This window comes from Anaerolineales bacterium (assembly GCA_037382465.1).
GTDB lineage: Bacteria > Chloroflexota > Anaerolineae > Anaerolineales > E44-bin32 > WVZH01.
Genome location: JARRPX010000006.1, coordinates 20,164 through 33,964, shown reverse-complemented (window position 1 = coordinate 33,964; position 13,801 = coordinate 20,164). Strand labels below are relative to the sequence as shown.

The following is a 13,801-nucleotide window of genomic DNA, read 5'->3' as shown; positions in this document are numbered from 1 at the left end:
GCCCTGCCGGAGGGAACACATGCGAAAGTCCGCACGTCTGCTGCTGTACTTCATGCTTGCATCCAGCATCGTATCATGCACCCTGCCTGGCGCCGCATCACCTACTCCTTTTTCGTTTCCCACGCCGAATTTAACCCACACGGCCATTTTCTCCACTCCATCGACTCCCTACGTAGAGTCTCCCACGGACACACCGGTCGTCGTGCTCACCGGCGAGACGCCGCTCACACCTCCCGAAGACCAACAAGCCACGGCAACAACCACACCCGAGGAATCGGATGAAACGCCGTTCGACACGAGCATCCCCGATGCCACATCGAGCACCCTTGATTCGAGATCGAACGGCACCCAGGTTATCGCCGCTTATCGCACGGCCACGATCACGATCGACGGCGACCTGGGCGAGTGGACCACGACGGCATATACGGCGGACGAAACCGTTCCGTACGCAGGAAGCGGCTGGAGCGGACCGAGCGACGCATCGGCGACGTTCTACCTCGCCTGGGATGCGGATTATCTCTATATCGGATTGAAGCGGACGGACGATACTTTCGTACAGACTTCGTGGGGACGCTACATGTATAAAGGTGACGACGTCGAAATCCAACTCGACACCGACCTGGCCGGTGATTTTTACACCGCCACCATGAGCCAGGACGATTACCAGATCGGTCTCTCGCCAGGCAACTTCGGTTCTCTTGATCCCGAAGTCTATCGCTGGTTCCCGCGAAGCCTGGAAGCCTGGGTCAGCAGCGCGGACATCGCCGCTCAGAAAGATGGAAACGACTACAATCTGGAAGCAAAGATTCCCTGGTCGGCATTTGGATTGACCCCCACGGCAGGCAGCCATTTCGGCTTCGCCCTGTCGCTCTCTGATAACGACACCGTGGGCGTCTCCACCTGGCAGTCGATGATCTCCAACGTCAACACGCGCCGCGCGACCGATCCCACGACCTGGGGGACGTTGATTCTGGAACCTCCCCAATAACCAACATCCACCGGAAAATGATCGAAATCCGGCGGTAAAAAGCAGCGATCAGAATAGAACGGAAGCGAGTTCTTCTCGATATTCTCGCGTCAACGGATCTTGATCCCCCAATAACACGAACAGCGCCAGCATGATCTGTTTGGGAAGACCGCCGCGGTAGGTTTTATCCTCACGCAGGATGTCCAGCAGACCGTCCATCGCGGCCGGTAGATTGCCGCGCGCAATCAGATTTGCCGCACGATGCAGGCGCGCACTGAGCGTTTCCTCATCGGCTGACTGCTCGGCTCCCTCGGCTTCGACGAGTGCATCCGCCAACGGTCTCAGACTCTCTGCAACCGGCCATTCCGTTCCGGCCGGAAAGTCGGCCAGGATCTCGCCCGATTCCTTCCCCTTGCCTTGCATGAGCAAGCTTTTCACCAAACCCAACGCCGCGGTGGCGTTGCTCTCGTCCTGCTCGAGCACCTCGCGAAAAGCATCTTCGGCTTCCGGCCAATGCCGCGTAGCCAGCAAGGATTGTGCTTCAGCGACGGCCTTGTCCGCCTCACTGGGCACCAGGTTTTGAACGAATCTTCGTACTATCGATTCGGGCTGCGCACCAACAAATTCGGAAACGACTTCCCCATTTTGGATCGCCTTGACGGCCGGGATTCCCTGGACGCCGTAGCGAATGGCTAAATTCGGGTTTTCATCGACGTCGACCTTCGCCAACAAGAACGAGCCGCCCCATTCGTTCGCCAGACGCTCCAGCAGTGGTCCGAGCATCTTACAGGGCGCACACCATTCGGCCCAGAAATCCACGATGACGGGAGTCTCATGGGAACGCATGAGCACATCGTTTTCAAAAGTTCCCTCAGAAACGTCGAGAATATATTCGGACAGAGTCACGACGCACTCCAATTTACACAATGTTGCATACGATTATACTCTAGCACCGTCCTTCATGAAGATGCTCCAGCATCCCGGCGCTCGTCCGAAACGCGGAGCCCGGGTTGCTTATTACAAATGGGTCGTGTTTACCGCATCAATCGTAGGGTTCCCCGGATTCTGGCGCCTGCGGCTGGTCGACTCGAACGACATCCCCGCGCATATCGATGACTACGCGGAAACCGAGCATGCCCAGATACGCTCGGGCTTCGTCCGGCAGACCTTGTTCGAGAATGGCATCGAATTGGGAAGCCATGTTCTTGAGTTGATTTTCGATCATGGCCTTGGTAAAGATATCGTCCTGACCGATCATATCCATGGTGCCCTCGGTCACCAGGTCTTCGTGGCCCTCAATCATCTCACGGAAATGTTCGAGCACCTGGCGGTCGACGTGCTCGCTTTCGATGTGACGCTGGAATCCATCATCATCGACGACGTAGAATGCCTCACCGCCCACGATGGCGACATCGACGGGGCGGTCGTATTCGTCGATGACGAGCCCTTCGAACAACGCTTTGTTACTCACGACATCTTACTCCGAAAGCGGGACCCACTCCGGTTCGGGGGTGATATGGTCTTCCGGTGTGTCTCCCGGGCTGTCCAGTCCCGTACTTCGCAGCGTGTTCAACACCCGCACCTTCATGTCGTACTCGACGAGGCACTGGCAGGAAAGACGAATCCCACTCTCACCCTTCTCTTTCAATTTATCACGCTCGGCAGCTGTACGGCGCTGCGGTTCACCCTCGAGGAACTCCACGCGGCACGTCGTGCAATGTGCGTGTCCCCCGCAGCGATGCAGGATATCGACGCCGTTTTTTTCTATGGCGCGCACCAGGCGTGTACCTTTCTGGACCTCGAACGTTCCGTAGCCTTCAACAGTTACATTGGGCATGAGATTTCTCCAACCTGTAAAATCTGAACGATTAAATATTACCAAATATACGCTGAAAACAACGACTGCCGGGTGAAGCGATATTCGCATACGGCAAAGATTCAGGGAAGCAAGAATCAACGGGAGTCACGGACGTTCGAGAACATATGCGCCGGAGTCAGCGGCGGCCTATGGATGGACGTTGACGAGCGTGCCGACCGAAGCGAAGTCGAACAGCCATTCTGCGTCCGGCGTGCGCAGGTTGATGCAGCCGTGGCTCATCGGGGTTCCGAAGTTGTTGTGCCAGTAGGTTCCGTGTAAAGCATAGCCTTTATAGAAATACATCGTGAAGGGGACTCCGGGCAGGTAATATCCCGGCCCCGCCATCGGCGTGGAGACGTATTTTCGATAAATGCGGTACTGCCCGGTTACGGTTGGATGTGCGCGCACGCCGGTCGAGACGATGAACGTCTTCACCGCCGTCGTACCTTCATAGGCGGTCACGCGCTGCGCAGACAGATCGACGTCGATCCAACGTCCTTCGTCCGCAAGGTCTTCCGGGTTGGTCGTGTAGTGCGAAGACGCCGCCGGGCGCGGGGTGGGAGTCAGTGTTGGCGTGGGCGTCAGCGTCGGTGTGGGCGTCAGCGTCGGGGTAGGCGTCAACGTGTGGGTGGGCGTCAAAGTCGCTTTAACAAGATCCACCGATGACATCTGCGGCTGCAGCGCATCTACCGGTTGTCCTCCCAGCCAAATTCCGGCCGTCAACACGATCGCAAAGGCGATGATAACCACACGAGACGAAAGTAAACGGCGCAGCGTCAGCGCATCGGAGGGGAGCAGTTCGTGCGCCAATGATTCGGGGAATGTGATTTCTTCGAAGGCTTCCTGGCGTTGATTGCCCGGCATGCGGCGGATCAATTCGCGGATCATCTTGCGGGCAACCCGGCTCTTGGGGTTGATCTCCAGCGCACGCGCCAGGCACTCCAATCCCGTCCGAGGCTCCGAATATTTCGCCAGCAGGATCCAGGGCAATTCGTCCTTTGGTTTGAGCTGGATCGCCCGTCGGCACAAGCGCCGCGCTTTCTGGTTTTCGCCCGCGATGAAAGCCTGCTTCGCTTCCTGAAGCAGCGCGATGTGATTCGAATACCCATTTCCGGGAATTCCCGATTCCATGCTTAATTCTCGCCGTTCAGATCCGTTGGCTCGTTGTTCACGTAACACATGATGCCGTCGGCGATGCCGCGTGCGGCGAGATCCGGACTGCGTGTGAGGAAATCGCGATCGAGATAGAGAAAGCCGGTCTCTATAATCACGGCCGGCGTCTGGCCGTTGATCTCGTGGAAGGTGTGATACTCCGTCATGTCCCGGGTGATGCTGCCGGGATGGAAATACAGATCCGTCGCTGCGCCGTAGCGATCGATGATGCAAGCCACCAGGCGCTGCGCCTTATCCTGGACGATCGTATCGACCGCGGCCGTCACCTTGAAACCGGTCGCATACTCGTTGATCGGCAGGCAGGAGTCCGCATGGATCGAAACCAGCGCGACGGCGCGATAGCCCTGCAGCCTGGGATCCCATTCCTCCAGCAGATCCACCTGCATACCTGCCGCCTCCAGGTATTTGACCGTCAAAGAGGCGATCTGCGCATTCACTTCTGCTTCCGTGAGGCCGTCCTCGCAAATTGAGCCGGGATCCAGAGAACCGGTTTCCGGATACAGCCCCGAGTGTCCGGCGACGATTCCGATGCGAAGTCTTCCATCCTCCGACACCAGCCCCTCCGATCCACTTAATGCCGGCGGAATTTCCGACTCGTCTTCCAACGCAGCGGCCAATTGACCGGCGAGTTCGTCCGGATCGAGGCTGGCCGGAGTCCATGCGGTGAACACCGTGGCCAGCGCGCCGGCCACCAGAAACGTCACCGCCAGATGCCGCATCACTCGACCCGTGATCGGCTCGAGCGGTGGAGATTGAGTGTGGAGCATACGGCGCTGCGACATAATGGCTTATTATCCTACTCGGGAGAGGTCGTCTCCGCAAGCACTCCGGTCGCCCATACCCGCAATTCCAGAGGATACTTGGCATTATACCCGGGGGTGATACGGTGGACGGAATCATGAGGTCAAATGCCGCTTCACGGGTTCGCCTTCATCGAGAAGTAGATGCAAATAATAAACCAAACCGCTGACGATTTACATGTCTACCCGGAAAGGATATAAATAAGCACGAGGTGCAACCATGTCCGGCTCCCAGAAACCCCGCATGATTTCCGGTCTTTCCGCAGACGAATTCCGGCGTTATTCGCGACAATTGCTCCTGCCGGAAATCGGCCTAACCGGCCAGCGGAAATTGAAATCGGCTGCCGTGCTGATCGTCGGCACAGGTGGATTGGGATCCCCGGCAGCGATCTATCTTGCCGCCGCGGGCGTAGGACGCATCGGGCTGGTCGATCACGACGAAGTCGAACTTACCAACCTGCACCGCCAGGTACTGCACGGATCGTCGAACCTGGGGGAACGGAAGGTTGAATCCGCCCGGTCACGTTTACTGGATATAAACCCCCAGATCCAGGTGGACATCTACGACGAAATATTCTCCGCCGGCAACGCATTGAAAATCAGTCAACCGTACGACGTGATCGTCGACGCCAGCGATAACTTCCCCACCCGCTACCTGGTGAACGACGTCTGCGTACTCAGCGGCAAACCGGACGTCTACGGATCGGTGTTCCGTTATGAAGGTCAGGCGAGCGTATTCTGGAGCCAACGCGGCCCGTGCTACCGCTGTATATTTCCTGCACCGCCTCCACCCGATCTGGTCCCGAGCTGTGCCGAAGGCGGCGTATTCGGCGTAGTTCCCGGCGTAATCGGCACGATCCAGGCCACCGAGACGCTGAAACTGATACTCGAGATTGGAGAAACGCTCATCGGGCATCTGCTGATTTACGACAGCCTCGCCATGCGTTTCGACGACATTCGCCTGAAGAAGAACCCGCGCTGCGCGATCTGTGGACGTGAACCGGAAATCCGTGAACTGATCGACTACGAAGACTTCTGCGGTATCACCGAGCGCGATTCGGCGGCGGAGCAGCTGCCGGCGGAGCGGGAAATCGATGCAAGCGAGTTGGCCGACCGCCTGAAGGGTAAGGGCCGGATTCGCTTGATCGACGTACGCGAGCCTCACGAGCTCGAAATTTCGCACATCGCCGGAGCGGATTCGATCCCCCTGGGTTCACTCGCCGCTGCGATGGACGAATTCGACCGCGAGACGCCGATCGTTCTGGTTTGCCGGGCGGGCACACGCTCCGCTCGGGCGCTCGGGATCCTTCGCGGCGCCGGATTCAGGAACGTGAAAAATCTGCGCGGCGGAATCAACGCCTGGGCCGAGGAGGTCGATCCCTCACAGCCCGTCTACTGAACGCCCGTACGTTTCTTCAATCCACCGGCTTGACAATCGCCGACGCTTCGACGTAGAGTCAGCATGGAATCGCACTCGATCCTCTGGGGAAGGAAAAAATCCCCCACGTTGGACCCGAATCTGTCACAAATTGCCGCTCATGGGCGTTCTAGAGAATGAGGCCGGTAAATGGCCTCATCCATCGAGCCTCAATTTTATCCATGCATCACAGGAGAGCCGCCATGAAAATCCGCAACGCGTTGACATTCCCTTTTGCCACGCTCGCACTCATCGCCCTCGTGGCCTGCGTTCCCGGGCCCGATCCGCACATCTGGTACGTCGCCACGACGGGGAACAACAGCAACGATTGTCACACCCCCGCAACCGCCTGTCTGACCCTCGAAGCCGCCAGCGACAAGGCCGTCGACGGCGACACGATATTCATCATGGTAGGTGATTACTTCGAAACCGATGCTCTGGATCCGGACGTCTCCGTCGTAGTCGATAAGGATCTCACCATCGAAGGCGTGGGCGCGGTGAAACTGGACGGCGACGGGAAGCGCACCGTGATGTCCGTGTTGCCCGGAATCAACCTCACGATCCGCAACCTGGTTCTTTTCAACGGCAGCGGCGAAAATGCCGGTGGGCTTCTGGTCGACAACGGCGCGGTCGTTTCGATCTTCGACAGCAGCGTGTCGGAAAACCTCGCCGTTGGAACCGCCGTCGGACCCGGGGTGATCAACGCTGGCGGGATTCACAATCGCGGCGTTCTTACGCTCAAAAACGTGGAGGTGTCATTCAACAAAGCCGAACTGCCGGCCGGAAATCACGCCTACGGCGGCGGAATTTACAACCAGGAAACATTGACCATGTCCAACTGCCAGGTGTCCATGAACACCTCCGAAGAACTGGGCTCCGGGATATACAACGAGTCGGGCGCCACGGCGGCCATCAACGACACCATCATCCAGGACAACTTCGCCGCCGGCGGTGTGTACAACCTGGGCCACATGACGCTCACCGATTCCCACGTTTACCGCAACAACACCAATTCGTATGATTACTGCGGCGGCATCACGAATTTCGACGTTCTCGAAATGACCGGCGGCGTCGTGGCTGACAACGCCGCTCCGGATTACTACGCCGGGATTTGCAACCTAGAGCCCGCCTCGAACGCGATCATCAGCGGTACGCAGATCTTGCAAAACGTCGGTTCGGGCGTGATAAATTACGGCAGCATGGACCTGACCGACGTGACCGTAAGCGAGCACATCCAGACGGGAATCTTCAATTACGAAACGATGAGCCTGACCCACGGCACCGTCACCTTGAATCTTTCTCCCAAGGGCGGCGGGATCTGGAACGTGCGCGGCGAAATGACCATCAAGGACAGCACGATCTCGGAAAACGAAGCCAGCATGTGGGGCGGCGGCTTGATGAACAACGCCGATGCCATCCTGACCATCGAGGGTTCGACGCTCTCGGGGAATACGGCCACGGCGCGCGGCGGCGGCATCTATCAGGAAGGCGGAGGCACGATCGGCGGTCTGACGATGGTGAACAGCACGGTCAGCGGCAACCACGCCCCCGAAGGTGCCGGAATCGCCAACAACGGCGAGGCGCTGCTCAAATTCGTGACCGTCTCCGGCAATTCGTCGCACGGGATCTCCAACGTCAACATCGGCGTGACGCGCATGCTGAGCAGCATCATCGCCGACAACGCAGTGGCGGATTGCTTCGGTACGGGCTTCTCCACACTGGGTCACAATCTGGACAGCGACAATACCTGCGGCCTCAACCCTGTACTGAACGACATTCCCGGAACGGCTCCCTTGCTCGATCCGCTGGCCGCCAACGGCGGACCGACGTTGACTCACGCCCTGATGTCCGCCAGTCCGGCGGTGGACGCCGGCGCCGCAGGAGCGGATTGCCCCGCCAGCGATCAACGCGGAGTCGCCCGCCCGCAGGGTGTGCAATGCGACATTGGCGCCTTCGAACTCGAAGAGGGGTTGATCGGGGAAGGACCGCAGGAACCGCAAGCACCTACATCCACCCCGACACCAAAACCCGAGGACGAAGGTGAGTCGACGACCGCCAGAGCGATCATGAACGCCAACTGCCGCGAGGGACCGCACAAGGACTACAGAGTCACGGGCTCTCTCATGGAAGGGGAAAGCGCCCAGGTCGATGGGCGCAACGAGGACGGAACCTGGCTGTGGATCGTCAATCCCAGCGCCTACGGACATTGCTGGGTGGCGGGCAGCACGGTGGAATTCACGGGCGACATTCTCGCTTTAACCGTGATCGTTCCATCCGAATTGCCCGCACCCGAACCGGAAGGCTGCTACGTCTACGCTCAAACGAGCGCAGATTTGATTTGTGTCGCGCCCTGCCCCGACGGTGCAGAACCCGGCGATCCCTGTACACCGGAGGATTGACAAAACCAGCACGACCAATAGTTCTGGCCACCAAAATCGCGCGGTGTGGACAATGCGTCCGCACCGCGCTTGCGTTGGTTTGGATTCTGCCGTCAGGCTCATATATAATCAGGGTTATCTCCGCAGCGGGAGATCGGCAGAAGAAACCGACTCGATCGCCCCGCACGTCGACGAGTTGAAGTACAAGGCAAAGGGGCATGCCTCCAGAATACATCGGCCGCTACAAAATCAAAGAGGAAATCGGACGGGGTGGAATGGCAACCGTCTATCTCGCCCATGACCCCCGCTTCAACCGTGACGTGGCGGTTAAAATCCTGCCGCGAGAATTCCTCCACGACCCGCAGTTCCGCGGCCGATTCGAACGTGAAGCAAAAACCCTCGCCGCACTCGAACACGCCGCCATCGTCCCGGTGTACGACTTCGGAGAGCAGGACGGCCAACTATACCTGGTCATGCGCTACATGCCCGGCGGCTCGCTCGACGATTTGCTCCAGGGTCGAAAGCTGCCGCTCAACGAAGCGCTCGAAATACTGGAACGTATCGCTCCGGCATTGGAAAAAGCGCATCGAAAAGGCATCGTCCATCGCGATCTCAAACCCGGCAATATCCTGCTCGATCAGGATGGTCTCCCCTATCTGGCGGATTTTGGCCTCGTAAAGCTGCGGGACGCCAGTGTGGCTTACACCGGCAGCGCCGTCTAGGGAACCCCCACCCACATGAGCCCGGAACAGGCGAAGGGCGAGAAAGACATCGATGGACGCAGCGACATCTATGCCTTGGGTGCCATCCTCTTTCAAGCCATTTCCGGGATGCCGCCTTACGACGCCGATACCGCCATGGGTATCGCCCTCAAGCACATCACCGAACCCGTTCCCAGTATCCGCGAGGTCGAACCGGGATTTTCCGCCGAATTGGATCGAGTGCTCCAACGCGCCATGGCCAAGGATCCCCAGGATCGTTATCAAACCGTGAGCGATCTTGTGGAGGCGCTCAAGCATGCAATTCTCACATCCAGCACGCCGTCTGCTGAAATTAAAACCGCAGCGTCTCAACCGCTTCCTGCACAGCAAACCCTTCGCTTCGAATCAACCGCAAGCGAATCCGGTGATCTCGGCTCACAGAAAACGCCCTCCGATAAGCCACCTCACGAAATCCCCGGTCTGAGTGATTCGGGCAGCAAATTGAAATGGATACCCATATTTGCTTTGGGCGTTCTCCTGCCGGCGTTCATCATCGTGATACTCATGACGGGTGGCAGCGGAACAGCAACCGCCACGCCGGATCGAATCCCATCCCACACGCCATCGAGCACGCGTTTCACCAGCGATCTTCCGACCGCAACGCTGCGTCCGGCGCAGATCGCCGCTACGCTGATGGCCACATCCGCCGTTTCCAACGAAATGAACCGCCAAATGGTGACCCCGCAGGATGATCGGAATCCGCGAGTTCTTTTCGATCCACAAACGATCACCGAATTGGCCAGGTACAGCGCCGAAGGGAACTCCTTCCGTAAAGTCGCCTGGTCGCCGGACGGGCTCTGGCTGGCTTCGGATGAACACATGGGTGCGTACGAGGACAGCGTCATCAACGTCTGGTACGCCACCTCCTTCGATTCGATCGTCTGGCAGCTGCAAACCAATACCTGGTTTATCGAAGGATTATCGTGGTCGCCGGACGGCAGCATGCTGGCCAGCGGCAATCAAAACGGGATCGTGCAGATTTGGGACATCGAAAGCGGCGAGGAAACCCTGCGATTCCAGGCCAGCACCGGCAGTATCGTAAACCTGAGCTGGTCGCCGGACATCTCACGTCTGGCGACGGCCGGCGGGGACGAACGCATCAAGATCTGGGACACGGAAAACGGCGAACTCCTGCTTGAAATATGCTGCCACACGTTTCGCAAATTCATCGCCGGCGACGTGGCCTGGTCGAACGACGCCGGGCAGATCGCCAGCGTGGCGAACGACTCGACAATTCGAATCTGGGACTCATCCAGCGGCGCGATGCAGCGTGCCGTGTGCTGCACGGACAGCGAATGGTCGCGCGCCGTCTCCTGGTCTCCTGACGGCACCAGATTGGCCGCCGCCAGCTACTCCGCACTGGGCGCCGGATCGGTCACGATCTGGAACACAGACACCTGGGCGCAGGACCGCATGCTCGAAGGGAACACAATGTCGATCATGGATTTCGATTGGTCTCCGGACGGAAGTATGATCGTGGCCAGCGGAAACGACGGCAGCATCTATTTCTGGAACGTGGACGGCGGCGAACTGCTGAGAAAACTCGACATCATGCGAGTCAATCCGGATACCAACTGGGTGTACAACGTGGATTGGTCACCGAATGGAGCCTACGTTGCGATCGGAAGCGACGATGGCACACTGCGCATCTGGGGAAACCCCGAGTAACGCCCGCCGATTCAGGGTTGCCAACAACCCTGATAATCATCCGCCGGATGGGTTGTGATCTGGCGGACATCCGAACCATCCTCCCGCATGACGTAAAGGTCGAAATTTCCCATTCGATCGGCGTTGAACAGAATTAACGTTCCATCCGGAGACCAGGCGGGAGAGTTGATCGTCCCAAGATCGTACGTCAATCTGCGCTGGTTCGTTCCATCGGAATTCATGATGTAGAGCTGAGGAACGCCCTCACGAGCAGAGATGAACACGATTCGATTTCCGTCCGGCGACCACACCGCCCTCACGTTGCGGGCGCCGGTGTGAGTCAATCGCCTCAAGTCATCGCCATCAACGTCGATGGTGTAAATCTGATAGGCATCACTCTCTCGCCGGGATTCGAATAGAATGGTGTCGCCATCGGGCGAGAGGCTGGCGATGGCATCATCACTCGAGCCTACTATCCAACGCTCCAATCCGGTGCCCTCTCGACGAATTCGATAAATCTGGAACATCCCCCGACGGTCTGAATCAAAGACAATCCAGGCGCCATCCGGCGACCAACTCGGAAATTCATCGTATCCGGGATCGGAGGTCAATTGGCGTCGATCTGATCCATCTTCGTCCATGAGATGGATATCCGCGTTTCCGTCCCGCCAGGAGACGAAAGCGATGCTGCGGCCGTTGGGAGACCAACTCGGTTGTGCGTCGATCGCATCGCTGTAGGTGAGCCGGGAAATGCCCGTTCCGTCGATGTTCATCGAATAAATTTCGGGATTGCCGTCTCGTTCCGATACAAATGCGATGACTCCCGTGCCGGATCCCACGGGTGTCGCGCCCGGTTTGGCCGGTTCGAGCGGTGGAAATAAAGTGGGAGGAAGCGTCGTCTTCGCATCCTTTGTGTCCGTCGGTTGAGGCAGGATGGCTTCCATTGTTTGGGGGAGAAATATCGAGGGCGCAGCGGTCAAACCCGCGCTTGCCGTCTCCGTGCGAGTCACCAGGGCAACGCTTCCCTCGGGCGTAGGCGTAGCCAGCGATATAACGACCCCGATTCGGTCTCTTGCGATCGCTGCAACGACAAACCAAAACAAAACGGCAGGGACGGTGATGAGAAGGATATGCCGCAGTGGGCTACGTTTGTTCATACGGAATTTGCACCGTGGCGATGGTTCCTTTTTCCGGGCGACTTCGAAGTTCTAGCTGTCCCCCGTGGCGTTCGACGATTATCTTCACCAGTGAAAGACCCAGGCCACTTCCCGGCAGGTCGTGAACGTTCGTTCCGCGGTACAGCTCCTCCGTCACCAAAGGCAATTCTTCCGCAGCAATACCACGTCCGGTATCGATAATCTCGACCACAAGATGCCCGGCCGTGTGGCGTGCACGGACTTGAATCACGCCGTTCGAGTAACGCAATCCGTTGTGCACAAGGTTGCGGAAGGCGACCAGCAACAGCTCCCGATCTCCGTGAATTGGGGGAACAGACCAGGGAATGTGCTGCACATCAAGTTGGATACGCTCCGGCGCCTGCAGCAACTCAACCACCTCGTCGAGTAGTTCTTCCACATCGATTTCTTCGACTTCAAGCGTCCGAGTCTCCAGATCCGTCAACCGGCGTAATCCCCGCAGGAGCGCGATCAAGCGCTCCACTTGTTTGCGTACACCTTCAACGACCGCGAAATCCAGTGCCTCACTGCTTTGCAGGTTGTCGAGTTGGACTTGAATAGCCGTGAGCGGATTTTTCATCTCATGATCGAGGCGATGGATGAACCGACGACGCTCTTCTTCCAACGAGTCGTGTAGGTCCACAAGCGCCTTTTCGGTACGCAAATGCTGCCGGTATGAAATCAGGTTGGCAACCAGAATGATTGTCGAAAGGCACAGCGCTAGCAGCAATACGATGACGGCCGGATCGATGACAAAGTGAAAGGCGATGAGCGGTGATGTGTCCATCAGGCGCATCACCAAGGCGACGATCACGCCGACGACGGATATCGATACGCCGAGCCAGGTGATTCTACGCCGGTTCATTCAGAATCTACCTCAGCGATAAACCGATACCCCACGCCGGCAACCGTTTCGATAAACTCGGGGCTCGTCGCAGTTTCCCCGAGTTTACGGCGGATTTCAGCGACGCGCACATCTACCGTTCGCATGCCGGTTGGATCGTCCCAGCCCCAGACGTGATCCAGGAGCTGCTCCCGGGTGACGACGACCATGGGTCTGCTCATCAGATGTGCGAGTACTCCAAATGCCTTGTTCGAAAGCGCGATCTCACGCCCCTCCAGCCAGGCGCGCTGCGTTTCGCGTTCCAAACGCAGGCGCCCGCTGACCAAAACGTGCGCCATCTGCACGGATCGTCCCGCGACTTCCTGCCTGCGCAGCAGCGCCTTGATGCGGGCGATCAATTCATATGAATCGAAGGGCTTGTTGAGGTAATCATCTGCGCCCTCTTCGAGACTCGAAATCTTTTCACCGGTCGCCTCGATCTGTGTGAGCATGAGCACCGGAGTCCAGTTCTCCGCCTGACGCAGCTTCCTGCAGACTTCGCGTCCGTCGAGAACTGGCATGAGGATATCGAGCACGATCAGATCCGGCTTTTGTGACTCGACTACCTCGAGTGCTTGCTCCCCATCGCTTGCTTCCAGGACGGTAAACCCCGCCCGCGATAAAGCCGAAGCCAAACCCGAACGGATCGCATCTTCGTCATCCACGATTAGTATGGTCGTGTCGAGATTTTCCGGCATACGTAGACCTTTCTGCCTGCCAGTATAGGCGTTTGTTCTCTTTG

13 protein-coding genes are annotated in these 13,801 nt (G+C 58.1%); 5 read left to right on the top strand and 8 right to left on the bottom strand.

Annotation, left to right across the window (positions count from 1 at the left end):
• Positions 1–19 precede the first annotated feature (19 nt).
• On the top strand, positions 20–988 hold the full coding sequence (locus tag P8Z34_03400; protein ID MEJ2549712.1) for a sugar-binding protein: 969 nt from the start codon (positions 20–22) through the stop codon (positions 986–988).
• Between the two features lie 48 nt (positions 989–1,036).
• On the opposite strand, the gene P8Z34_03395 is transcribed toward P8Z34_03400, so the two are convergent.
• The 5 genes from P8Z34_03395 to P8Z34_03375 all read right to left on the bottom strand — a co-directional run bounded on the left by P8Z34_03395 (position 1,037) and on the right by P8Z34_03375 (position 4,780).
• Positions 1,037–1,873, bottom strand: a complete 837-nt coding sequence (locus P8Z34_03395) for a tetratricopeptide repeat protein (protein ID MEJ2549711.1) — start codon at positions 1,871–1,873, stop codon at positions 1,037–1,039.
• A gap of 136 nt (positions 1,874–2,009) precedes the next feature.
• Complete coding sequence (locus P8Z34_03390) at positions 2,010–2,438, bottom strand: hypothetical protein (GenBank protein MEJ2549710.1); 429 nt, start codon at positions 2,436–2,438, stop codon at positions 2,010–2,012.
• Between the two features lie 6 nt (positions 2,439–2,444).
• On the bottom strand, positions 2,445–2,804 hold the full coding sequence (locus P8Z34_03385) for a 2Fe-2S iron-sulfur cluster-binding protein (protein MEJ2549709.1): 360 nt from the start codon (positions 2,802–2,804) through the stop codon (positions 2,445–2,447).
• A 168-nt stretch (positions 2,805–2,972) separates the two neighbouring features.
• Positions 2,973–3,956: a L,D-transpeptidase gene (locus tag P8Z34_03380; protein ID MEJ2549708.1), complete on the bottom strand. Its 984-nt coding sequence runs from the start codon at positions 3,954–3,956 to the stop codon at positions 2,973–2,975.
• Between the two features lie 2 nt (positions 3,957–3,958).
• Positions 3,959–4,780 (bottom strand): N-acetylmuramoyl-L-alanine amidase, encoded by an 822-nt coding sequence (locus P8Z34_03375; protein ID MEJ2549707.1) that lies wholly within the window; start codon positions 4,778–4,780, stop codon positions 3,959–3,961.
• A 238-nt stretch (positions 4,781–5,018) separates the two neighbouring features.
• Between P8Z34_03375 and moeB the strand changes: the two genes are divergently transcribed.
• From moeB to P8Z34_03355, 4 genes are all read left to right on the top strand, one after another.
• Entirely contained in the window at positions 5,019–6,197 is a 1,179-nt protein-coding gene (moeB, locus tag P8Z34_03370) for a molybdopterin-synthase adenylyltransferase MoeB (protein ID MEJ2549706.1), read from the top strand.
• 221 nt (positions 6,198–6,418) lie between these two features.
• Positions 6,419–8,614: a right-handed parallel beta-helix repeat-containing protein gene (locus P8Z34_03365; GenBank protein ID MEJ2549705.1), complete on the top strand. Its 2,196-nt coding sequence runs from the start codon at positions 6,419–6,421 to the stop codon at positions 8,612–8,614.
• A 197-nt stretch (positions 8,615–8,811) separates the two neighbouring features.
• Positions 8,812–9,315, top strand: a complete 504-nt coding sequence (locus tag P8Z34_03360; GenBank protein MEJ2549704.1) for a serine/threonine-protein kinase — start codon at positions 8,812–8,814, stop codon at positions 9,313–9,315.
• Positions 9,316–9,330: 15 nt separating this feature from the next.
• Entirely contained in the window at positions 9,331–11,022 is a 1,692-nt protein-coding gene (locus P8Z34_03355) for a hypothetical protein (GenBank protein MEJ2549703.1), read from the top strand.
• Positions 11,023–11,033: 11 nt separating this feature from the next.
• Here the strand turns inward: P8Z34_03355 and P8Z34_03350 are convergent, their stop codons facing one another.
• The 3 genes from P8Z34_03350 to P8Z34_03340 are packed head-to-tail and all read right to left on the bottom strand — an operon-like array spanning position 11,034 to position 13,757.
• Entirely contained in the window at positions 11,034–12,158 is a 1,125-nt protein-coding gene (locus tag P8Z34_03350; GenBank protein ID MEJ2549702.1) for a DUF5050 domain-containing protein, read from the bottom strand.
• Positions 12,145–13,041 (bottom strand): HAMP domain-containing sensor histidine kinase, encoded by an 897-nt coding sequence (locus P8Z34_03345; GenBank protein ID MEJ2549701.1) that lies wholly within the window; start codon positions 13,039–13,041, stop codon positions 12,145–12,147. The genes P8Z34_03350 and P8Z34_03345 overlap by 14 nt, the downstream gene beginning before the upstream one ends.
• On the bottom strand, positions 13,038–13,757 hold the full coding sequence (locus tag P8Z34_03340; GenBank protein ID MEJ2549700.1) for a response regulator transcription factor: 720 nt from the start codon (positions 13,755–13,757) through the stop codon (positions 13,038–13,040). The genes P8Z34_03345 and P8Z34_03340 overlap by 4 nt, the downstream gene beginning before the upstream one ends.
• Positions 13,758–13,801 lie beyond the last annotated feature (44 nt).

Bases quoted from the DNA above. Each gene is read 5' to 3' on its own strand.
- P8Z34_03400 (MEJ2549712.1), top strand. From the start codon at position 20: ATGCGAAAGTCCGCACGTCTGCTGCTGTACTTCATGCTTGCATCCAGC.
- P8Z34_03385 (MEJ2549709.1), bottom strand. From the start codon at position 2,804: ATGCCCAATGTAACTGTTGAAGGCTACGGAACGTTCGAGGTCCAGAAA.
- P8Z34_03380 (MEJ2549708.1), bottom strand. From the start codon at position 3,956: ATGGAATCGGGAATTCCCGGAAATGGGTATTCGAATCACATCGCGCTG.
- P8Z34_03375 (MEJ2549707.1), bottom strand. From the start codon at position 4,780: ATGTCGCAGCGCCGTATGCTCCACACTCAATCTCCACCGCTCGAGCCG.
- moeB (MEJ2549706.1), top strand. From the start codon at position 5,019: ATGTCCGGCTCCCAGAAACCCCGCATGATTTCCGGTCTTTCCGCAGAC.
- P8Z34_03365 (MEJ2549705.1), top strand. From the start codon at position 6,419: ATGAAAATCCGCAACGCGTTGACATTCCCTTTTGCCACGCTCGCACTC.
- P8Z34_03360 (MEJ2549704.1), top strand. From the start codon at position 8,812: ATGCCTCCAGAATACATCGGCCGCTACAAAATCAAAGAGGAAATCGGA.
- P8Z34_03355 (MEJ2549703.1), top strand. From the start codon at position 9,331: ATGAGCCCGGAACAGGCGAAGGGCGAGAAAGACATCGATGGACGCAGC.
- P8Z34_03350 (MEJ2549702.1), bottom strand. From the start codon at position 12,158: ATGAACAAACGTAGCCCACTGCGGCATATCCTTCTCATCACCGTCCCT.
- P8Z34_03345 (MEJ2549701.1), bottom strand. From the start codon at position 13,041: ATGAACCGGCGTAGAATCACCTGGCTCGGCGTATCGATATCCGTCGTC.
- P8Z34_03340 (MEJ2549700.1), bottom strand. From the start codon at position 13,757: ATGCCGGAAAATCTCGACACGACCATACTAATCGTGGATGACGAAGAT.